General features: G+C 62.5%; 20 protein-coding genes and 4 pseudogenes. 20 read left to right on the top strand and 4 right to left on the bottom strand.

Annotation, left to right across the window (positions count from 1 at the left end):
- Window positions 1-117 precede the first annotated feature (117 nt).
- Window positions 118-789, bottom strand: coding sequence for an HAD hydrolase-like protein (locus ACXAJT_RS23315; protein ID WP_475239844.1), 672 nt, complete (start codon window positions 787-789; stop codon window positions 118-120).
- 353 nt (window positions 790-1,142) lie between these two features.
- Entirely contained in the window at window positions 1,143-1,844 is a 702-nt protein-coding gene (locus ACXAJT_RS23310; RefSeq protein WP_475239841.1) for a winged helix-turn-helix transcriptional regulator, read from the bottom strand.
- A gap of 67 nt (window positions 1,845-1,911) precedes the next feature.
- Between ACXAJT_RS23310 and ACXAJT_RS23305 the strand changes: the two genes are divergently transcribed.
- The 8 genes from ACXAJT_RS23305 to ACXAJT_RS23270 all read left to right on the top strand — a co-directional run bounded on the left by ACXAJT_RS23305 (window position 1,912) and on the right by ACXAJT_RS23270 (window position 7,924).
- Entirely contained in the window at window positions 1,912-2,346 is a 435-nt protein-coding gene (locus ACXAJT_RS23305) for a VOC family protein (RefSeq protein ID WP_475239838.1), read from the top strand.
- Window positions 2,336-3,055, top strand: a complete 720-nt coding sequence (locus ACXAJT_RS23300) for a glutathione S-transferase family protein (protein WP_475239835.1) — start codon at window positions 2,336-2,338, stop codon at window positions 3,053-3,055. Before ACXAJT_RS23305 ends, ACXAJT_RS23300 begins: the two co-directional genes overlap by 11 nt.
- On the top strand, window positions 3,052-3,405 hold the full coding sequence (locus ACXAJT_RS23295) for a DUF1428 domain-containing protein (RefSeq protein WP_475239829.1): 354 nt from the start codon (window positions 3,052-3,054) through the stop codon (window positions 3,403-3,405). The genes ACXAJT_RS23300 and ACXAJT_RS23295 overlap by 4 nt, the downstream gene beginning before the upstream one ends.
- A 4-nt stretch (window positions 3,406-3,409) precedes the next feature.
- Window positions 3,410-4,063 (top strand): glutathione S-transferase family protein, encoded by a 654-nt coding sequence (locus tag ACXAJT_RS23290; protein ID WP_475239827.1) that lies wholly within the window; start codon window positions 3,410-3,412, stop codon window positions 4,061-4,063.
- 53 nt (window positions 4,064-4,116) lie between these two features.
- A complete protein-coding gene (locus tag ACXAJT_RS23285) occupies window positions 4,117-5,001 on the top strand; it encodes an alpha/beta fold hydrolase (RefSeq protein WP_475239821.1) in 885 nt (294 codons plus the stop codon).
- A gap of 319 nt (window positions 5,002-5,320) precedes the next feature.
- A complete protein-coding gene (locus tag ACXAJT_RS23280; protein ID WP_475239817.1) occupies window positions 5,321-5,776 on the top strand; it encodes a dihydrofolate reductase family protein in 456 nt (151 codons plus the stop codon).
- 712 nt (window positions 5,777-6,488) lie between these two features.
- Window positions 6,489-6,785, top strand: coding sequence for a hypothetical protein (locus ACXAJT_RS23275; RefSeq protein WP_475239814.1), 297 nt, complete (start codon window positions 6,489-6,491; stop codon window positions 6,783-6,785).
- Window positions 6,786-6,934: 149 nt separating this feature from the next.
- Window positions 6,935-7,924 (top strand): patatin-like phospholipase family protein, encoded by a 990-nt coding sequence (locus tag ACXAJT_RS23270; protein ID WP_475239812.1) that lies wholly within the window; start codon window positions 6,935-6,937, stop codon window positions 7,922-7,924.
- 100 nt (window positions 7,925-8,024) lie between these two features.
- Here ACXAJT_RS23270 and ACXAJT_RS23265 read toward each other — a convergent pair.
- Window positions 8,025-8,547: pseudogene (locus tag ACXAJT_RS23265) on the bottom strand (transposase); the annotation flags it as partial.
- Here ACXAJT_RS23265 and ACXAJT_RS23260 point away from each other — a divergent pair.
- The 10 genes and pseudogenes from ACXAJT_RS23260 to ACXAJT_RS23215 form a co-directional block, all read left to right on the top strand.
- Window positions 8,536-8,853, top strand: a pseudogene (locus ACXAJT_RS23260) (transposase); the annotation flags it as partial. The pseudogenes ACXAJT_RS23265 and ACXAJT_RS23260 overlap by 12 nt on opposite strands.
- A 476-nt stretch (window positions 8,854-9,329) precedes the next feature.
- Window positions 9,330-9,689: a hypothetical protein gene (locus ACXAJT_RS23255; protein ID WP_475239809.1), complete on the top strand. Its 360-nt coding sequence runs from the start codon at window positions 9,330-9,332 to the stop codon at window positions 9,687-9,689.
- Window positions 9,690-9,857: 168 nt separating this feature from the next.
- Window positions 9,858-10,163: a hypothetical protein gene (locus ACXAJT_RS23250; protein ID WP_475239805.1), complete on the top strand. Its 306-nt coding sequence runs from the start codon at window positions 9,858-9,860 to the stop codon at window positions 10,161-10,163.
- Between the two features lie 78 nt (window positions 10,164-10,241).
- On the top strand, window positions 10,242-10,619 hold the full coding sequence (locus ACXAJT_RS23245; RefSeq protein WP_475239799.1) for a hypothetical protein: 378 nt from the start codon (window positions 10,242-10,244) through the stop codon (window positions 10,617-10,619).
- A 129-nt stretch (window positions 10,620-10,748) separates the two neighbouring features.
- Window positions 10,749-13,343, top strand: coding sequence for a protein translocase subunit SecD (secD, locus tag ACXAJT_RS23240; RefSeq protein ID WP_475239797.1), 2,595 nt, complete (start codon window positions 10,749-10,751; stop codon window positions 13,341-13,343).
- 190 nt (window positions 13,344-13,533) lie between these two features.
- A pseudogene (locus ACXAJT_RS23235) lies at window positions 13,534-13,695 on the top strand (integrase); the annotation flags it as partial.
- 280 nt (window positions 13,696-13,975) lie between these two features.
- Window positions 13,976-15,163, top strand: coding sequence for a DUF3500 domain-containing protein (locus tag ACXAJT_RS23230; protein WP_475239794.1), 1,188 nt, complete (start codon window positions 13,976-13,978; stop codon window positions 15,161-15,163).
- A 110-nt stretch (window positions 15,164-15,273) separates the two neighbouring features.
- Window positions 15,274-15,717, top strand: a complete 444-nt coding sequence (locus ACXAJT_RS23225; RefSeq protein ID WP_475239790.1) for a hypothetical protein — start codon at window positions 15,274-15,276, stop codon at window positions 15,715-15,717.
- 73 nt (window positions 15,718-15,790) lie between these two features.
- Complete coding sequence (locus ACXAJT_RS23220; RefSeq protein ID WP_475239787.1) at window positions 15,791-16,015, top strand: hypothetical protein; 225 nt, start codon at window positions 15,791-15,793, stop codon at window positions 16,013-16,015.
- Complete coding sequence (locus tag ACXAJT_RS23215; RefSeq protein ID WP_475239783.1) at window positions 16,008-17,195, top strand: MFS transporter; 1,188 nt, start codon at window positions 16,008-16,010, stop codon at window positions 17,193-17,195. The genes ACXAJT_RS23220 and ACXAJT_RS23215 overlap by 8 nt, the downstream gene beginning before the upstream one ends.
- 515 nt (window positions 17,196-17,710) lie before the next feature.
- Here ACXAJT_RS23215 and ACXAJT_RS23210 read toward each other — a convergent pair.
- The gene (locus ACXAJT_RS23210; RefSeq protein ID WP_475239778.1) at window positions 17,711-18,964 is read right to left on the bottom strand and encodes a PepSY-associated TM helix domain-containing protein; all 1,254 of its coding nucleotides are present in this window, start codon (window positions 18,962-18,964) and stop codon (window positions 17,711-17,713) included.
- Between the two features lie 90 nt (window positions 18,965-19,054).
- On the opposite strand from ACXAJT_RS23210, the pseudogene ACXAJT_RS23205 reads away from it, so the two are divergent.
- Window positions 19,055-19,207 (top strand): annotated as a pseudogene (locus tag ACXAJT_RS23205) (helix-turn-helix domain-containing protein); the annotation flags it as partial.
- 231 nt (window positions 19,208-19,438) lie between these two features.
- Complete coding sequence (locus ACXAJT_RS23200; protein WP_475239775.1) at window positions 19,439-20,023, top strand: hypothetical protein; 585 nt, start codon at window positions 19,439-19,441, stop codon at window positions 20,021-20,023.
- The last annotated feature ends 12 nt before the right edge of the window (window positions 20,024-20,035 follow it).

The raw sequence follows: 20,035 nt of genomic DNA, 5'->3' as shown, positions 1-20,035 counted from the left end.
CCGGGACCCCATCATCGCCGTTCACCTCAAGCTGCCGCAGCCAAATTGAATCAGCGGCCAGCCCTTCAGGCAAGCCGAGTTTTTCAACGGACTAGGCTTAAAGCCGACATTACCTAATCAATCTTTCAGCACTGATCTGATCCGATCTGGCAAATCTTCAACCCGATCACACAATGCCGTAGCGCCATTTACATTGAGCTCGTGCCGACCGCCATAGCCCCATGTCACACCAATCGAAGGCATGTCGTTTTGACGCGCAGCCAAGGTGTCATTCGAACGATCCCCAACCATGCACCCATGTCGAGCTTTCAGTCCTTGAGAAAGCAGGATATGCGCTATTAGTTCAGCCTTGTCGTCGAACGTGCCATCAAGCTCGGCGCCGTAGAGCTCATCGAAATAGCGCGCGAACCCGAAGTGTTCGACCACTTTTCTTGCAAATGGAAGAGGCTTCGATGTGCAAAGGAACAAATCATACCCTCGGGACTTCAGGACTGTTAGCGCTGCGAAGATACCAGTGTAGGGCACCGCTTGCATGATGCCGCCATTGCGATAGGCTGTGCGATACAACTCGACTGCTTCTTCAACCAGCTCCTCGCTTTCCAAGAGCTTTGCAAAGCTCTTGGAAAGCGGCGGGCCGATCACCCAATGCAAGTCACGTGAAGATGGCACATCATAATCCAACTCATTCAACGCATACCGCACTGAACTGGTTATACCAGGAGCTGGGTCTACCAAGGTTCCGTCTAAGTCAAAGAGGATGAATTCGGCAGACGACTGAACTGTTTTCATACCACATCGATTTCATGCTTCGCGTTGCTTGTCTAGTTTGGGTTGCCTGCCGCTATTGCTCGAGACTGCGGCAACGGCGGCAAAGTCCCGCTCCTCGCTCGTCGAATTGTCTAGGGATGAAGGTCCGCTTCACCATGCCGGCAACTCGATAGGAATTTCGCGTTTGGGCTCCCTCCGGTCAGTAGAGCGCCTCGCCCGACCGGCGGGAATGCGCCGCTAGCGGCCGACGTTCGAACTACCCAGGATGACCTGTGGTTGCCGAAATCAACCAATTACACTCGCGCTTGTAGGAGCGGAGGCAGATTCAATAGAGGACAGTTCTATCAGGCGCCAGGCTCGGTCAAGATTCCCTACTATCGAGGGCATGCCACGTTCGCGTAGGGCTGAGGGAGGCTGAAGAGCGCGATGAAGTCTCGGCACTGAGCGGCATCACCGAAGACTTCCACGCCAGCCCTCTCTGGCGCCACGTCCCCATAAAAGACAGCCGCGAGGGGTGGCGCGGCTTGCGCTTTGAAGCGGAGACCAACCTGTTCCGCCGCGCCGCGTTCCACTGGCATGGCGCCGTCATCCAATCGTGCGGTGAACTGCGCCGTCCCGATTTCAAAGGCTATGATCAGTGACGTGCCGCGTGCGGCTGCCGTATCCAGCATGGTGCGCAATGACAGCATGAAGGAGACAGGGGAGAGAGGCAGCGTCGGGTCGTGCAAGGGCGATGCGGCGGCCCAGCGGCCGATCTCCTGCAGGATCTGCTCGGACGCGTATCCCCATTCCGTCAGGCCATAAAGCTTCGCCGGAGTTGGCTGCGGGGCGGTGGACCGAACAACGACACCATTGGCCTCCAGACCGGCAAGGCGTTCTGTCAGCACCTTGGCGCTGACCCCTGGAAGATCCGCGCGGATATCACTGAAACGGCGCGGCCCGAACATGAGTTCTCGCACGATCAGCATCGCCCAGCGTTCGCCGAGAAGTTCAAGCCCGAAGGCCGTGCCGCAGGCATCTGCATACCACCGTCCGTGGGGGGATTTCGCCGACTTAGTTACTTTTTGCATCTTCATGGTTGTTTTTTGTAACCCCATGCCGCTACGCTGTCCATGATTACGATACGGCAAGGGAGAAATGGCAATGCCGCAAATGATCTTCGTGAACCTGCCGGTCGCGGACCTGAGGCGATCTGTCAAATTTTACGAGGCCATCAGCTTTTCTCGGGACCTGCGGTTCAGCAACGACCAGGCGGCCAGCATGGTCCTGTCGGACACCATTTGCGTGATGCTGTTGACCCACGAGTTCTGGGGAACTTTCACGGATCGTCGCCGCATCGATCCGGCGCAGGAGGCCCAGGTGCTGCTTTGCTTCAGCCGTGAAGACTGGGCAGCCGTTGATGCCATTACCGAAGCGGCGGTCTCTGCCGGGGGCATGGCCGACCCATGCCCGGCGCAGGACCACGGCTTCATGTATGGACGCAGTTTTGCGGATCCCGATGGCCATATCTGGGAGCCCATGTGGATGAGTGCCGAGGCCGTCGAGAAGGGTCCGGCGGAGGTGTCCAATGCCGGTTGATCCCGAAGCCGCCATCACCATCACCGCCTACGACTGGGTACCGGACTTTGCCAAAGGACAGGTCCGCGACCTGCGGGTTCGATGGGCACTTGAGGAAACGGGCCAGAACTACGCCGTTCGCCATCTCTCACAAGGGCAACAGAAGGAAGCCGCGCACCGCGCGCTGCAACCGTTCGGCCAGGTTCCGACCTACGAGGAAGGTGATCTTACGCTGTTCGAAAGCGGGGCGATCGTCTGGCATATCGCAGAGCGGTTCCCCGGTCTACGGCCGACGGAGCCAGCGGGTCAGAGCTTGTCGCTGGAATGGCTGTTTGCCGCGCTGAACACTCTGGAGCCGCCGATCATGGATCGAGCACAGATGACGATTTTTGAAGTGGCCGAGCCCTGGGCCAAGCCGCGACTTCCCGGCGTCGACGAGCGGATCAACGAACGACTGCAGGAGGCGTCCAATCGCCTCGGCACCGCGAAGTGGTTCACCGGCAGCTTCTCTGCCGGCGACCTCATGATGGTCAGCGTACTGCGGATCATCGAGGGCGAGGGCCTCGTCGAAGCCTTCCCCAACCTAGCCGGCTATATCGCGCGGGCCACTGAGCGGCCGGCCTTCCAGCAGGCCCTGTCCGATCAGCTTGCTGGCTTCACGGGCAATCCGCCGCCGGGGTTCGATGAATGGATGGCGGAGCTCAAAGCGAAACAAGGAGAACTCGCATGACTTACGTTGCCGGATTCCTGACCCCCGTTCCGAACGGGAACAAGCAGGCCTACATCGAGAGTACCCGCAAGGCCTGGCAGCTCTTCAAGGAGTACGGTGCCCTCCAGATCATGGAGACCTGGGGCGATGAGGTGCCCGCGGGCGAGCACACAGATTTCAGGCGGGCCGTCGCGTTGGAAGACGGCGAGACCGTCTGTTTCTCGTGGATGATCTGGCCCGACAAGGAAGCCCACGACAGGTGCGCTGCCAGCATGCAGACCGATCCGCGCTGGCAGGAGATGGAGATGCCGTTCGACGGAAAGCGCATGATGTGGGGCAGCTTTACGCCGATCTTCGAAGACAAGGCCTGACGTCATGAACCAGACGGCACCGAATGAGCTGACGATCTGGACCTTCGATTGGGTTCCGGAGGGGCCGCGGGGCTATGTGCGTGACCTGCGGCTTCGCTGGGCTTGCGAAGAGGGCGAGCTGAGCTATCGCGTGGGCTCCGTGCCCTTCAAGGATCGCGGGGCAGAGCATCTTGCCATGCAGCCCTTCGGGCAGGTGCCTTACCTGACGGACGGGGGTGTCAGCCTGTTCGAAAGCGGCGCCTGCCTGCTGCACCTCTCGGAGAAGAGCGAAACGCTCATGCCGCAGGAGAGGGCGCTGCGGGCGGAAACCTTGTCCTGGGTCGTCTCGGCGCTGAACTCGGTGGAGATGGTAAGCGTGCCCTGGTGGTTCGTCGGGCTGTCGTCTCCGCCGGAGAACCCGTTGGAGGGATGGCTGCTGGCCCGTCTCGCTGTGCTGGAAGACGTCCTGACGGCGCGCGACTGGCTGGTGGATGATCGCTTTACCGCGGCGGACCTGATCCTGGCCGACGTCCTGCGTCCGCCCTGGATTCGCGGGATCGGCCACTATCCCGCAACGGATGCCTACATCGATCGGATTTGCGCGCGGCCGGCCTTTGCTAGGGCACATGCGGACCATATCGCGCATTTCTCCAGGGCCGACAAGACTCGCGGGGCATGAACGGCGGCTTGCGGTTCCCAGGGGAAGGCCACAACGCATGGGAGGAGGAAATGATGACCCTGAATTTGACGTCACGGTCCTACATGGGGACCATGCAGGCCTCGGTCCTTGTCGGAGCGATGGCCACGCCCGCGCTGGCGCAGGACACCGAGGGCCGAGCCATGTCCGGGGACCTCGGGATCTATTATCAGGTTCACGGCGATCTTAGTTCGGGCATGGTCCCATTCCTCGTCCTGCATGGCGGCATGGGCTCAATCCAAGGCGACTTTGGTGCCCTCTTGCCCGCGCTTGCGGCACAGCGCCCGGTTATCGGGGTCGAGCAGCAGGGCCATGGGCGGACCGGCGGGCGTGACGCGCCGATGTCTCTAAATGCGATGCGGGCCGACACCCTGGCCGTGCTGGACGTGCTCGACGTCGAGCGGGTTCATGTCGTGGGCTTCTCCATGGGCGGCATGTTGGCGCTGGATCTGGGACTTTTCGCGCCAGAGCGCCTTGCCACGCTGACCGCGATCTCGGCCAGCCAGAACCTCGACGGGATGCATCCGGCCATCGCGGAAATGAACCGGAACCCACAGGCCCCGCCTTCACCGAAGGCGCTGGAGCTGGTGCCGAGCGAAGAGGACTTCGCGCGCATGCGGGCGGGCTTCGCCGACAATCCGGATGGCCCGGAGCAGTTCCAGCGCACCTTTGCGCAGCTGCAGGCCTTCATTGTCACCGATTGGGGCTGGAGTGACGAGGAGCTTGCTACGCTCGCGGTGCCGACCCTGCTCGCCCTTGGCGACACCGACTTCACCCCGGTCGGCCATGGTGCACGCATGGCGACCCTTTCGGGGGCCCAGCTGGCGGTCCTGCCAGACACCACGCACCTTTCGATCATGGGCCGCCCCGACTGGCTGCTGCCCCTGATCGAGCACCGGATCACAACGGCCAAAGATTGATAGCGCGTCCTCAATCGCAAAGGAGACAGACGATGAAGAAGCGAAAAGCCGCGGTATTTCTCTGGTTCGACACAGAGGCTGAGCCGGCAGCAGAGTTCTATGCCGCAACCTTTCCAGTCACCATGTGGACCAGGTAATCGCTGCCGTCAGCCGAACTGTCACCGACCTTGGTCGAGCACGTCTACGAGATGGGCACATTGGAAACTGGATCGATCCAGCATCATGTTGGCAGTGTACGCGCAGACCACGGACCGAAGCATGCATCCGAGGTGATCTCGCGCGAAGAACGCGGGGCGGGTAGGAGAGCTCAGAATGACCAATGATTGGCTCCGCCCCTCGATCGGTCCACACCGTATGCGGAAATTTGCTTGACCGGGGGGCGGCCCTGTTATCGAAGTTTGGCTATCGCTTTGGCATGCAGCCGGGCCAGAACCCCTATGCGCCCATGGAGACGATCGTCCTCTCCAAGTCGCTCGACCTGCCGGATGGCGCCGAGGTCGCGGTGCGGAGGTCCAGCGACGTTGAGGACCTCGACGCCATAAGAACTCCATCAAGCGGGCCGGTTTACCTCTGTGGTGGAGGCGCACTCGCCGGCTCTCTTCTTTCCACGGGACACATTGACATCCTTCGCCTGAAACGCGCACCTATCGTTCTCGGGGAAAGCGTCTCGTTGTTCAATGGCACCAGAGTGTCGCCTCGCCTCCAACATATCGAGGCACGGCACTATGGCGACGGATACCACTTTCAGGAGTTCCGGATTTTGCCAAAGGCGTGAGTAGTTTGGTCGGGAAGTCCAAATATCAGATCGTAGCGATCGCTTGCACCATTAGCCAGAAGCTCGCCCCGTGACGCCCCTTGCTTGTCTTAGCCGGTCGCCGCGAATGATCGGTTTCCATCCCCGGGATATCGAGCGGCTCGAACGACCGCTTCGACGACTGAGGCTGCATTAAAGCAAACCGCGCGCCGCACTTGCGAAGCAATGCTGCGTCAGCAATAGCTGCGGCCGCGTAAGGCGGGTTCGTCCCGCAGTTGGTGAGTGCAGCGCCGGATCGGCGAATTGCCATGTTTCTCGAAGCGGGCGTCGGTACTAACCGCAGCGATCGGCCCTTCCGAGCCCAAATTGCCCGCGTTACTCGCAGGAGTCTTCGCAGTTGCAGCACGGGCGCGCCGGACGCGACCGGCCCTTACTTGCCGTTCGAAGCAATTGCAGCTGCGGCACCGCAACCTCATCGAAACGGACATTGATGACATCGAGCGACATAGCTCGGCGGCCCATGGTTGGCTGAGCGAGTCAAACCAGAATTTTGCCGGCGCCGCGCCAGGGGCAGCTCTTGAACAAACAATGAGTAATCACCTCTCTCCTGATAATAATACTTTGTTTCCAGAGCTTTAAGGGAAGAATAGGTAGGTCAGCGACGGAAACTTTATCGCCCAACGTGTGATCCTTTGTCCGCACCCCAAGCAGACGGATATTCATCGAGGTAAACATGACCACACAGATCCTGAAGCCGTTCCCAATCCTTTGCATTGCGACGGCACTGGCACTTCCCTTGCCTGCGACAGCGCAGAATGGGCCACCCCCGGGAATGCCAATGGCTCACATTGCGGCGAAAATTGGTGTAACGGAGGCTGCTTTGGAAACCTGCATGCCGCGCCCCGAACGCGGCGCACGTCCTGAACGCCCGGATGCTGGGGCGATTGCCAGCTGCCTGAAAGTTGATGCGGAAACCGTCGCAGCCGCTCTCAAAGCGAGCGCACCTGATAATTCCCGGCGTTCCAACTAAGAGGCAGCTTCATGCGTTCTGATCTTGAATGTTTGAGCAGGCGACGCTTCGTCGCAGGCACCTGTGCCTTGACCACGCTTGCGGCGTGTGGTGCGCCGCAAGGGGCGCATACAACTGCCACGCCTTTGCGATCTGTCGGGGGAGATCCATTGGCTGCTCTGCGATTTCAGGCGGATGAGGATCAACAAACCTGGGCGCGTCATTTGGATTTGGCGCGCCTCAGCAACAGCCCTAAGATGCTCGCATTGTCTGCGGGGGGCGAAGACGGTGCCTTTGGTGCTGGTGCCTTATGTGGCCTGTCGGACCTTGGCGCGCGCCCCGATTTTGATGTCGTAACGGGGGTGTCGACCGGCGCCTTGATCGCGCCGATGGCCTTCCTGGGGTCGGCTTGCGACGACGCGTTGAGGCAAATGTTTCTGGATCACGATGCCCACGACATCATGAGATTTCGCGGGCTGTCTGCAGTGACCAGAGGTAGTCTCTATGACACGGCGCCACTTGCCGATTTGATCACCGCCTACACGTCCGAGCCAATATTGGAAGCGATCGCCCAAAGGCATAAAGCCGGGGCACGCCTTTTTATTGTCACTACGAATCTGGCGACATCAAAAGCAATCGTCTGGGACATGGGCGCGATGGCCCAAGCTGGGCAATACGACCTGTTCCGAACCATGATCCGTGCCTCAAGTGCGCTTCCGGGACTGTTTCCGCCCGTCAGGATCAGCATTGAGAATGACGGCGAGATGATCACCGAAACACATTTGGATGGCGGGGTTCAGATGCAAGTGCTTGCGACCCCAGCCGCGGCATTTGAGGTTGACGCGCGCCGCGTCAAAGGCGGACACGTCTATCTGCTGATGAACAACACTCTGGATCCAGCGCCGCAGCCGAGCGCATCCAGCGCCCTTAGCATTTCGCAACAGGCGATGACCGCGATGGTCCGGTCCAGCGCGGCGGCCTCTGTCAATACAGCGCGGATGTTGTGTGAACAGAACGGTCTTGGGTTCCATGTCGCATCAGTTCGCCCCGACAGCGGAGTCGTCTACGATGCCAGAGACAGGTTTTCAGCCGACTACATGGCCGCGATTTTCAACCATGGATACAGCCGCGCTACAACGAACACCTTGTGGGAAGCCTAACAGGCCGCTGAAAAACGCGTTGTGAAGAAAGGCTTCCCTTTACGCGGATGCTGGGTGGGGTTGGATCATGGGATGGCAGTCCTCGCGGCGGCTTGGCTCGTCAGTCCGCCAGCAGTTTTGGCAGCCTTGCCAGATTGCATGCCGCCATTGTCAGCGTGAAGCGGGCGCGTACTCGCTCGATGCCGCGATACATGGTCTGGGACAGACCTCCAACGGTCTTGGTCCAGCCGAAAGGCTCCTCGATCTTCTTTCTGCGCCGCTGGCATTTGGCATAACCTGGGTGTCGGGTGGTCCAGCCATCGATAGCGGAGTGCCAGAACTTTTGCGCGACATGGGGCGTGACGACGATCTGGCGCAGCTCGGCGACGAAATCGGCGCTATCGTAGCCGCGATCCGCTGCCAAGGTCAGGCGAGGACGTTGATGATGCACCGCCATCTGGCGGATCACCCGGCCCGTCGTCCCTGGCGGGCACCTCGTTGTCATTTGGCTGAAAGCTGTTCATCGAAGCCCAAGCCTTCGCCAGCGTGCCGCCGACTGAGAAATGTTCGCCAGACAGCAGCGGGGCCACCTCACGATGCGCCAGGATGGCGGCCATGATCTTGCGTGAGATGCCTTCGAGGAGAAATGGGCTGGGAAATACGCCTCCATCGCCCCGGCCTGGCGCCGGGCATGGCAGGTGGTCATCCCGTTTTTTGGTTTCGATTCCGCGATCCGCAAGATCATCTACACCGTGAATGCAATAGAAAGTCTGAACCGCGTCATCCGGAAATCCATCAAGACACGGGGCTCGTTCCCGATCGACGAGGCCGCGACCAAGCTGATCTACCTCGCCATCCGCAACTTCGAGAAGAATGACCGAAACGTCAGAGAATGGGTTGCGGCCCGCAATCAGTTCGCCATAATGTTCGGCGAGCGCTTCGACGCTTGAGCATCCAAAACCGCATGGCTCGGCACGGATACACAAAGTTCAGGACACTCCCGACGGGACCTCTCTCCACAGGCAGCGCTAATTGTAGCCGGTGGCGTGCGAGGCCCGGACCATATTGCCTCACTAAATGACGATGCCCAAAAGACCCTTTCCCGAACACGAAGTGCGACACCCTAGCGGAGAGACGTCGGGCTCGCTCCATGTCACCGCGACATCGGCAGCCCCGCGTCACCCGCGCCTTGATGCGGTGTCTGCACACCCGCGCCACGCTCTCAAGGGCGAGCCGCACCCCCGCGTCTCGCGGCAGGACGAACTGCACCCCCGCGTGCTTGCAGACCCGGCGCATCCACGGCGCACCCGGCGTCCATGACGTTTTGGGCTCTAAGCCTCGCGCGCCAAAACTCTTTGCACCAGCGATGATGCGCCCATTGCATTCACCGCCGCCGCGCCCATCTCCACAACATATGTTTGCAATCTTGTCCCGCCTTGCCCCCACCTTCCGCCTGCTTCTCTGCAGCCTGATCGTCGCGATCGGGCTCATGCAGGCTGACGTCTCGGCGCGCAGTCAGGGGCAGAGCCTGGCACAAGAGCGGACCGAGCTCTCGGCAGCGGTGCGCACCACGCTCACTGCAGATGCGGCCATTCTCGCGCCGGTGATCGCGCTCATCGACCATCACAAGCCGCGTGCGGCGGCGCCGGCCGCGGGGGCGCTGTCGGCACTCCCCGAGCTGACGCCGCAGCCGCGCTACCTGCTGCTGGCCGCTTCGCGCGCGCCGCCGCTGGCCGAGGGGCTGCCGCCCGGCAAACCCCGCGCAAGAAGCCCTCCGCAAGCCTGACATCCGAAACCCCGACCCGCCCCGCGCGGGCCGGGTGAACTGCGTTGGCGCGCCGCCTTTGGCGGAGCTCCGGCGCCGGGGTGCCTGCGTTGACCATGGCGCGCCCGGCCCTACGCCCGCGCAGTCGTCTCGCTCCATGTCGACGCTCCTAGTCAAGGGCATATCAACTTGCTTCACGACACCCCTCTCATCGCAACCATCGTTGCGGGCCTCGTGCTCACCTGCCTTTTCAGCCTCGCCGCGCAGCGGCTGCGGCTGCCCGCGCTCGCCGGCTACCTGCTGGCCGGCGGTGTCATCGGCCCGTTCACCCCCCGGCTATGTCGCCGACCAGCACCTTGCCTCGGAGCTGTTCGAGATCGGTGTCATTCTGCTGATGTTCGGGGTCGGGCTGCATTTCTCGCTGAGGGATCTGTCGTCGACCTCGACGGCCGCCGCATCAACAAGCTGCTGGTCAGCCGGGAGGATCTCTCATGACATCGGGCAGGAACCCTGTCGCGCCCCCCTCGCACCGCGGGTCCCGCGGCGGCCGTCATTGGTGGTGAGGACAGCAGCATGAGGATCGGGGTCACGCGGATTGCGGGCAGGATCGGGGCGCTCGTCGCCCTGCTTGTCGTGCTGGCTGCGCTCATTGCCCATCCCTCGCCGCGCATCCCACTGGCCGGCACCCATCTCGCCGAGGCGACGATCGACGGCCTTACCCACCCCGAGGCACGGGGCATTTTGCCACCAGCGGAGACCGAGCGCGCAAGTCTGCGCGCCATTGACTCGCTCGGCCCCGACCCGCTCTGGGTGCGCGCATTTCTGGCCCAGCCATTTCATCCGGCGCCGCCGCGCGCAGCTGCGCGATGTCCGTCGCCCGCCCCTACACATGCCCTCGCAGGCAGCCGGGGCAGTCCAGCCCATCCGCCGCGCGCGCCTCCCTTCGCATGATCAACTGAACCCCATCTGCAGCCGGCTCCCGTCGGGGACCCGCGCAGGGGCAATCCTAGCCAACTTCTGACCAAGACACATCGACACGTCCCGTACCGCCACGGCGTCGGGATCTGTCCGGGAACCATCATGCAAAAACCAACTTTCTGGAAACGCCTCGGGGTGTGGGGCGTCTGCCTCCTCTGCCTCTGGCTCGCCCTGCCCAACGCCTTCTATTCCCGCGTCGAGCAGCACAACGACCTCGCTGCGCAGACCGCGACGGCCACCACCGCCCCCACCTCCGGCACCGATGGCTGGCCAAGCTGGCTCTCCTCCGATCTCGTGAACCTCGGGCTCGACCTCCGCGGCGGCGCGCATCTGCTAGCCGAGGTCGACGTGGACGGCGTCGCGCGCGAGCGCATGGACGCGCTCTGGCCCGAGCTGCGCGACGCGCTGCGCGAGCTGCGAGCTGAGGTCGGCACGCTGCGCCGGCTCGACGCCCCAACGGGCGAGCTGCACATCGCGATCTCCGAGCCGCAGGGCATGGATGCCGCGCTCCAGGCCGCGCGCAGCTTCGCCTCGCCGGTCTCAACGCTCGCCGGAGCGGGGCAAACCGACATCGAGGCGCTGAACGAGCGCGGCAGGCTGGTGCTGCGTTACACCGATGCAGGCCGAACCGAAATGGCCGACCGTATCGTGGCGCAGAGCCTCGAGATCATCCGCCGCCGCATCGACGAGGCCGGCACCCGCGAGCCCACCATCCTGCGCCAGGGCGAGGACCGCATTCTTATCGAGGTACCGGGCATCGACAGCGCGGAGACCCTCAAGAGCCTCATCGGTACCACTGCGAAGCTCTCGTTCAACGCCGTGCTTGCCGGCGCCGCGCCAGATGCGGTCACCCTGCCCTCGGCCAGCCAGCCCGAGCAGAACTACACGCTCGTCCCGCGCGCCGTGGTCACCGGCGAGGACCTGACCGACAGCCAGCCCAGCTTCGACCAGAACGGTCGCCCGGCGGTAACCTTCCGCTTCAACAGCTCGGGCGCCCGCGCCTTCGGCGACTTCACCGCCACCCATATCGGCGAGCCCTTCGCCATTGTGCTCGACGGCGAGGTGCTCTCGGCACCGGTGATCCAAAGCCACATCCCCGGCGGCTCGGGCATCATCACCGGCAACTTCACCGTGGATGAGGCGACCGAGCTCTCGACGCTGCTGCGCGCCGGGGCGCTGCCCGCCGAGCTGCAGTTCCTCGAAGAGCGCACCGTCGGGCCGGAGCTCGGACAGGACAGCATCACCGCCGGTGCCCGCGCCGCCATCGTCGGGCTGGTCGCGGTCTGTGCGCTGATGGTGCTGAGCTACGGCGGGCTCGGCCTCGTCGCGACCTTCGCGCTAGGGGTGAACATGGCGATGCTGATCGGCCTCCTGTCGGCCATCGGCGCCACGCTCACCCTCCCCGGCATCGCCGGCATTGTGCTGACCATGGGAATGGCGGTGGATGCCAACGTGCTGATCTTCGAGCGCATCCGCGAGGAGCTGCGGGGCGAGAAATCGGTCTGGCGCGCCGTCGGCAAAGGGTTCGACAATGCCTTCTCGGCCATCCTCGACTCAAACCTCACCGGGCTTCTCACCGCCGGGCTGATGTTCTGGCTTGGCTCCGGGCCGGTGCGCGGCTTTGCCGTGACCATGGGGCTCGGCATCCTGACCTCGATGTTCACCGCCATCTTCGTCACCAAGCTGGTGCTGCAGAGCTGGCTCGAATGGCGCAAGCCGAAGAGCCTCGCCATGCACGGCCTGCTCTCGCGCCTGCCCGAGAGGACCTCGATCAACTTCTTCCGCGCGCAGTTCGGCACCTTCGGCGCCTCGGCGCTGGCGGTCGTGGTCTCGGTCTTCCTGATCGCCACCATGGGGCTCAACCTTGGCATCGACTTCAAGGGCGGCACCAGCATCCGCGCCGAGACCCACCAGAGCCTCGACATCGGCGACTACCGCACCGCGCTGGCGGGGCTCGGCATGGAGGACGCGGTGATCACCGAGGTCTTCGATCCGACTTTCGCGCCCGACCAGCACGTGGTCTCGATCCGCATCGGCGCCGAGGGCGGCGACGCGGCGCTCTCGCAGGAGACGCTGACCAGGGTGCAGGACGCGCTGCGCCAGACCGATCCGGGCATCGCCTTCACCTCGGTCGAGACGATCGGCGGCAAGGTGTCCGCGGAACTGCTCTGGATGGCGCTCATGGCGGTCGGCGCGGCGACGGCGGGGATCCTCGTCTACGTCTGGTTCCGTTTCGAATGGCAGTTCTCGGTCGGGGCGCTGGCGGCGCTGGTGCATGACGTGGTGGTCACGCTCGGGGTTTTCTCGTTGTTCCAGCTGAAGGTCGACCTGACGATCGTAGCGGCGCTTCTGACCATCCTCGGTTACTCGATCAACGACACAGTGGTGGTCTTCGACCGGGTGCGCGAGAACCTTCGCAAGTTCCGCCAGATGCCGCTGCGCGAGCTGCTCAACCTCTCGGCCAACGAGACGCTGAGCCGGACGCTGGTGACCTCGCTGACCACTCTGGTGGCACTGATCGCGCTGCTGGTGCTGGGCGGCGACGTGATCCGCGGCTTCGTCTTCGCGATCACCTTCGGCATCGTCATCGGCACATGGTCGTCGATTTACGTCGCCAAGAACATCGTGCTCATGCTCGGCGTCGATCGCCGCAGCCGCGAGGAGCGCGAGGAAGCGTTGGCAGCCACCCACAGCTGAGCCCCGGGTTGGGGGGGGGGGGGGGGAGGGGGGGGGGGGGGGGGTTTTTGGACCCCCTTCGTTTTTGTTTTTTTTTTCTCTCCTTTTTTTTTTTTTTCCTTTCTCTCCCCTGACCCAAGTTCGGAGCGCATGCACGATGACGTGACTTGTCGCCAAGCACCGGACGGAGCCGAAGGAGAGGCGCGTGCCGCACTTGCGGAGGCGCACAAAGGCGGCGCAAATTCACCGAAAAACAGGGAGCCTTCGCGCAGTCCAGCTCTTGCTTGGGCACACGAAGGTCGACAGTACCGTCCGGTATCTGGGTGTTGAACTCGAGGATGCTCTGAGCATCGCCGAGTCGGTCGACATCTGATAATCTCGGCGAACGGCGATCCCGTTCGCCATCCGTGACCGGACGCGCTGCGGCATACAAGCCAAAGCTGGCTCAGAGCCCAATCTGGCGAATGCTGTGCCGCGAGCGAACGGCGGCTTCGATGGCCGAGTGGCGATGATCTTTTGCCGTTTCATGCCAATCAGAGCCGTATCGGGAAGCTTGTGGTGTGCTTGGTAAGTTGCCAGGCATCACCTTGCTTTTCTTCTTGGTTCCCCCGATGCTGAGGGCTGAATGCAGTGACTCCACAATTGGATTACCTATGTCTCATCGTTTTAAACTTGCCGGCGTCGCTGCGCTGGCCGCTCTTATGGTATCACCGGTCTTTGCTCAAGGTCACGATGGCCCGCCGCCCGGTGACGGCGGGCCGCCGCCGATGTCGGAGGAGGATCAGGCGCTGAGTGAAGCGCTTCAGGCGCGCATGGGCGACACCAGCACCTTGATGGAGACAGTGCCGATTTCCGACAGCGCCGCCGAATGCGGAGACACACCGGGCTATGACCGGATGCTTTGCCTGATTGATCTGCTGAAGGCCGACGTGTCGGAGGATGTCCTCGAACACCTGCAATTGGAGTATTCCCGTACCGAGGCGGAATACTGGAGCAACCTACCTGCGGGCGCCTTCCCCAAGCGTCCGGGTGTTCTGCTGGGCGAGCTGAACACCAAACAGCGCGGGCTAGTCAAGGCGATCATGATGGAAGCCACAAGCGGTGAAATCGATGAGGGCTGGGACGAGATGATCCAGACACTTAACGCCGACGATTACATCAACACCGTCAGCACCGACTACAAGGCCGGGTACTCCTCCTACAACACCAAGTTCGCCTTCCTAGGCACGCCCGGGCCGACCGGCGTATGGGAGCTCTATTATGGCGGGCACCACATGGCCTTTGCCAATACCTATGTCGATGGAAAACTGGCAGGGGCCACGCCGTCCTTTCGGGGCGTCGAACCTTTCCCCTATTTCGAAATGAACGGCCGGGTGAACCAGCCTCTGACGCAGGAACGTGACGCCTTTGCTACGCTGCTCAACGCACTGTCGGAGGATCAACGCGCAGTTGCCGAACTGGACGGAACCTATCGCGACATTCTCGCCGGGCCGCAGGCCGATGACGCGATCCCGGACAGCTTCGAGGGCCTGCCGGTCTCCGAATTGGACGAGGATCAGACCGCCCTGCTCCTGGCCGCGATTGAGACCTATGTCGGTGATATTTCCGACACCGAGGCCGCTGCCTACATGGAAAGATACACATCCGAATTGCCCGAGACTTACCTCGGTTATTCCGGCACGCCGCAACTGAGCGCAGAGGATGATTACGTTCGGGTGCATGGGCCGTCGCTCTGGATCGAGTTCTCGCTTCAATCGAACAAGTCCACCGACAAGGTGGGGAACCACCCGCATTCAGTCTGGCGCGATCTGACCGACGACTACGGCGGGCAGACGCAGTGATCTGGCGGTCTGGCCTTCTTGCCTTATGGCTCCTTGTCGGCTGTGCAGCTTCTGTTCTTGCACATGCCTTGCCCGGCAGCGTGCTTCTTCTGCGTGAGCAGGGATCCTCTTTGGAGCTGACGATCCAGTTCCCGGTGGAAGACCTGATCATCGCGGCCCCCGAGCTTTCTGCTTTGGAGGCGCTGCCGCCAAGCCAGCCGTTGCCGCAAGAGCTGGCGGCGGCGTTAGTGCGCTATCTCGAGCGCCATCTTTCCGTGACGCGCGATGCTGCGCCGCTAGTCCTGACAATGACCGATGCGCGCATTCAGTCCGCATACCATGACCATCTGGGTCAATTTTCCTTGGTCGTCAGCCAGTGGCACGTAACGGGCTCCGTGGAAAGTTCACCCCATCTGGTGCTGACCTATGACGCTGTGATGCACGAGGTGCGCAATCATCGTGCCGCGGTTATATGGGGTCAACAGAACGGAGAATTGCGCCCAATTTCAGAGTTCGGCTACTTCGGCGCAGCCGATGGCGTTCCGCTCAATCCGACCGCGGCCGATCTGAAGTGATCGAGACCCATAGAACCAGTTCCGATATCCATCGTCTTCGGAGTGACTGTCGGGGGACGGTTGTCGCCGAGCGATGCAATTTCCGTCGGCCATGGCGCTCTCCGACGTCGCGGCGGACATCGCTTTTCTCGGGGCCTGCAGTCTCGATCCGGCCTTTGGACTGGACGCGGACAAGCTGGGGCGGCGCAACCGTCACCGCGTTCTTAACTGCCAGGACCTCGACATGCTGATCACCGATGCCAGCCCGGAAAGCGTCACCCTATATCAAGAGCAAGGAGTCGAAATCTGTCATGCCTGATCTCAGAACCCCCTGGCGGGCGGTTGCCGCCGCTTTTGCCCTGAATGGCGTTCTGCTCGGATGCTGGGCCTCGCGCATTCCCGCCTTCGTCGATCGGCTCGGGCTCGATGAGCGAACGCTCGGCAGCCTCCTGCTGGTCATGGGGGCCGGGGCTCTGACCTCGTTTCCGCTCGCCGGTCGGCTCTCCGACCGTTTCGGTGCGGTCCGGCTGACGCGCTGGCTCGCGCTGGCCTACCTCGGGTCGGTGATCTTCCTAGGGATATCGCAGTCGCTGCTCGTGCTCGCCGCCGCGCTCTTTTTCTTCGGAATGTGCCACGGCGCGATGGATGTAGCGATGAACAGCTGGGCCAGCGAGGTCGAGCGCCACATGAAACGCTCGGTCATGTCGTCCTTCCACGCGATGTGGAGTCTCGGCGCAGGGCTCGGCGCCGCCGGTGGCTATCTGGCGACCCTCGCGGGCGCCTCGACCGCGATGCATTTTGCGCTGGCCGCGCTGCTCTCTGCGGTGCTCTTCGGGCCGTTCCTGCGCCTGCCATGGCAATCGCAGCTGCGTTTGACGCAGGCGGGCGAGCCTCGCGCGCCGATCTTCGCGGTGCCGCGCGGATCGCTGCTCCTGGTGGCGGTCATGGCTCTGGCGGCGGGCTTGGGCGAAGGCGCGGCGGTGGACTGGAGCGCGGTCTTCCTGACCGACACGCTGGGCACGCCCGAAGCCCAGGCGACTTTCGGCTACGCGGCGTTTTCCATCACTATGGTCATCATGCGGCTGACCATCGGCACCCTCATCAGCCGCTTCGGCGCAACCACGGTCGCGCGCGGCAGCGGGCTTCTTGCCGCGGCGGGCTACGCGATCTGCGCCGGCGCCGACGCGCTGCCGATAGCTCTCGCTGGGTTCATCTTGATGGGCATGGGCTGTGCCGCAGTTATCCCCATGGCATTTTCCCGCGCCGCCAATGACCCCGTGGTGCCCGCCGGGCAGGCCATCGCCTCGGTCGCAACGCTGGGCTATGGCGCAATGCTCTTCGGACCTCCGCTGATCGGTTTCATCGCGCATGCGACCTCGCTGCGGGTACCCTTCGCCATGGTCGGCGGCACAGCGCTTCTAATCGCGATCTGCGCCGGGGCGCTTAGCACGGCACAGAACTCAACGGATGCTCTGTCTGAAGAAGGTGGCCGGGCCTGAAGAGGTTTGCGAGCGTACTGCTCGGATCGCGCACACATTGCTCGGCAGGATCGGCGGAAATCTCAATGAAGGACCTTGGATCCGGGCCCCTGTCGCTGCACAGCTCATGTTCAGTCAACAACGATGCGAGATCGTTGCTATGTGCGCGCGTCTCGCCAACCATCTATGATGGGCACTCAGCCAGACATCAGACACAATGCGTGCCTGGTGGCGCTTCATGAACCGATGGCGGACGCCACGCGCCGCCGCTGTCGAACCGGTTTAGAGGACGTACCGACTAGCTGTGTCGGAAGCGGCTTCGGGATGCTACGCCTTCGCCGCTTCCGACACAGCTGCGGTGGCATCGTCAGTCGCAACGGCCGTCAACTCGCTCATCGCCGTCCCGCTGCCCTTCATGACCTCGCCAAGCGCAGCGGCCATGTCCTGCGCGAGCAGGGCCTGTGACTGCAAAAACTCCGCAAGCGCGGAACTATACTCGGGCCGTTCCCGGACTTCGGACAAAGTCCTAAGATTGCTCAACGCCTTCTTGGTCGACGAAGCGAAAACATCCGTCGACAGAGATACGGCTTCCAGAGCGATGCTCGAGAACTTCTCTTGGAACCCCGAGAGAGCGGCGAAGCCAGACGTGACAGCTTCGACGTCAAAGGGCACCGGCATGTTGGATGAAGCATTTCCGAATGGTGCTTGGGTCCCCATGCCGATCTCTTCTGGGGCGAACGACCGCTATCGCTCAGCAAGCCCCATTCCTGACCCATATGGACCGAGATGCCCCATTCCGCCCAGCGACCCAGCGTGCCCAGATCTTCGAGACCGGCGTCGTAGAGAACCTCGCCCGTGTAGCGATCAAGGTGGATGACCCGTTCATACGTGATGTCGTCCGGGTAGACGGAGGCCGTGAAGACCCCGCTCGGCGTGGTGGGCACGTTTATGGCATAGCCCGGCACGATACCCAGACGCTCGACCGTCGCGACCACGGCGTCGAGGCTCGGAGGCACTGTGTCACCCGATGTTTCGGAGGCCATAGCCTCCGAGTTGTGTCCTGCATGCGCGCCGCCCTCGGGTTCCTGCGAAGACGGGATCAGCTGCCGCTCCATGATCCAAGGGGCGCGGTCCACAACGTCCTCAGTGGGAACAGTGGATTGCGGCGTATTGGACCAGTAGCCATCCGGCATGCCGAGGCCGAGCGCATAGGCGGTTTCGTAGAACTTCGTCCCCCAGACCCCGGACCAGGGCAGGCCGGTCAGCGCGAGAAAGACGATGAAGGTGCCGGTGTAAATCCCGGTGACAGCGTGCAGGTCGCGCCACCAAGGGCGACCCCGCGTGGCCTTGATACTAAGCGTTCCCACGGACTTGCGGCCGCGCGGAAGCCAAAGGTAGATGCCGCTGGCTACCAAGAGTACCATCCAGCCCGCTGCAGCCTCGATCAACCGGTTACCGAACCAGCCTACGTATTCCAGAGAATGCAGCTTGCGCACGACATACATTGCCGGGCTGCCTGTCGGGCCGCCGTCCCAAAGTGCGCCCAGCACGTGGCCGTTGTAGGGATCGACGTAAATTGTATTACGCAGCCCGTCTTCTCCGACGATGTCGACCTCGGCGCTCCGGTCCGGGGCGGGTGCAGGAGTATAGGCCCGAAGCGTGCCGGGATAGGTGGCCAGGGCAGCCCCGGTGATCTGCGACGGCGGCAGCGCATCGGCCCGAACCTCGACGAAGCGCAGTGGCCGGTGTGTGGCGTTATTGATGAGAACGGCGGTGAGAAAGTCGACCACGGTAGCGGCGGGATGAGCCCGCTGCGGGCGGCGTAAAAGTCGTCCACCTTTACCCTTTCTGGCGACAGGGATGGCGGGAGGATTTTCACCGTGGATTTGTATCGGAAGGTTCGCCTGGCTTGTTCAGAAGGCATGAGCCAGCGCGAGGCTGCGCGTCAGTTTGGGGTTTCCCGCGACAGCGTTCGGAAGATGTTGACGTTCTCGGTTCCGCCTGGATACCGGCGGACTGCGCCGGTGAAGCGTAGCGCGAAGGTCAGATGACCGATGAGGCTCGCCTCGGGTTCATGGCGGGGCGTATAGAGGTGCCAGTCGTCGGCCTCGTAGACCTTGTGACGTGGGCCGATGGCGGAAAGTGTCCGGGGCAGGGGCGTTGCGAATGTCGTAGCCGATAATATGAGCTGAGAGCCGCGCTGCCTCTGTTCGATTTCAACCGTGATCGCACTTAGCCTTCGACAGTGAAAAGGTGAAAGAGTCATGGCTGGAAGCGCTGAGAAAACAAAAGCTTTGGTGCTGGTTCATCCCGGCAGTATGTGCGGGTCGGCCCGCATGCAGATCGGCCCAGATCGCGCCAACAAACTTAGGAAGGCCGTTCTCAAAGAGGTCTCAGAGCATTCAGGCCCACTGGTCGTCATCGATGGCTTTCTCTCCGATGAGCTATCCGGGCATGAGAATAATCTCATCATGGAGGCCCTTCAGAGGAATGCCGAGCAGGGACACTACGCTCGAAAATTTTGGGGCTGCGACGGGGGAGAGGCGCCCTTCGCAGACTGGAAATCCTTCGGGGCGCTCAAGGGAGAGAAAATCGAGTTCGAAGGGCAGGAGGCCGCGGCGGAGGCATTTGCACCAGATCTCGCCCGCACAGAAATCATAGTGTCCGGCGCCTGGGCGACCGATGACCTTAGTTCAGGCTGCGCGACCTCAGTCCTTCTCGTCCTGCGCGACCAACTCGGTGAGAACGTTTCCGTAAGGCACAGCCAGTACGCCTATTACGAACCGGTGGACACCCTCGAGGAAGAGGACGACCCGGAACCGGATTTCAGTCAAATTTTCAGAATGTAAGAGGACTACACC

The organism is Salipiger sp. ABF4_146, from assembly GCF_056161345.1.
The sequence above is the reverse complement of the archived record's forward strand: the minus strand, read 5'-3'. Positions and strand labels throughout refer to the sequence as shown.

What these genes read in the sequence shown, in the direction of transcription:
- ACXAJT_RS23305 (WP_475239838.1), top strand. Translation starts at nt 1,912, where the DNA reads ATGCCGCAAATGATCTTCGTGAACCTGCCGGTCGCGGACCTGAGGCGA.
- ACXAJT_RS23220 (WP_475239787.1), top strand. Translation starts at nt 15,791, where the DNA reads ATGCAATTTCCGTCGGCCATGGCGCTCTCCGACGTCGCGGCGGACATC.
- ACXAJT_RS23245 (WP_475239799.1), top strand. Translation starts at nt 10,242, where the DNA reads ATGAGGATCGGGGTCACGCGGATTGCGGGCAGGATCGGGGCGCTCGTC.
- ACXAJT_RS23300 (WP_475239835.1), top strand. Translation starts at nt 2,336, where the DNA reads ATGCCGGTTGATCCCGAAGCCGCCATCACCATCACCGCCTACGACTGG.
- ACXAJT_RS23275 (WP_475239814.1), top strand. Translation starts at nt 6,489, where the DNA reads ATGACCACACAGATCCTGAAGCCGTTCCCAATCCTTTGCATTGCGACG.
- ACXAJT_RS23285 (WP_475239821.1), top strand. Translation starts at nt 4,117, where the DNA reads ATGACCCTGAATTTGACGTCACGGTCCTACATGGGGACCATGCAGGCC.
- ACXAJT_RS23290 (WP_475239827.1), top strand. Translation starts at nt 3,410, where the DNA reads ATGAACCAGACGGCACCGAATGAGCTGACGATCTGGACCTTCGATTGG.
- ACXAJT_RS23200 (WP_475239775.1), top strand. Translation starts at nt 19,439, where the DNA reads ATGGCTGGAAGCGCTGAGAAAACAAAAGCTTTGGTGCTGGTTCATCCC.
- ACXAJT_RS23280 (WP_475239817.1), top strand. Translation starts at nt 5,321, where the DNA reads ATGATTGGCTCCGCCCCTCGATCGGTCCACACCGTATGCGGAAATTTG.
- ACXAJT_RS23295 (WP_475239829.1), top strand. Translation starts at nt 3,052, where the DNA reads ATGACTTACGTTGCCGGATTCCTGACCCCCGTTCCGAACGGGAACAAG.
- ACXAJT_RS23310 (WP_475239841.1), bottom strand. Translation starts at nt 1,844, where the DNA reads ATGAAGATGCAAAAAGTAACTAAGTCGGCGAAATCCCCCCACGGACGG.
- ACXAJT_RS23215 (WP_475239783.1), top strand. Translation starts at nt 16,008, where the DNA reads ATGCCTGATCTCAGAACCCCCTGGCGGGCGGTTGCCGCCGCTTTTGCC.
- ACXAJT_RS23315 (WP_475239844.1), bottom strand. Translation starts at nt 789, where the DNA reads ATGAAAACAGTTCAGTCGTCTGCCGAATTCATCCTCTTTGACTTAGAC.
- secD (WP_475239797.1), top strand. Translation starts at nt 10,749, where the DNA reads ATGCAAAAACCAACTTTCTGGAAACGCCTCGGGGTGTGGGGCGTCTGC.
- ACXAJT_RS23230 (WP_475239794.1), top strand. Translation starts at nt 13,976, where the DNA reads ATGTCTCATCGTTTTAAACTTGCCGGCGTCGCTGCGCTGGCCGCTCTT.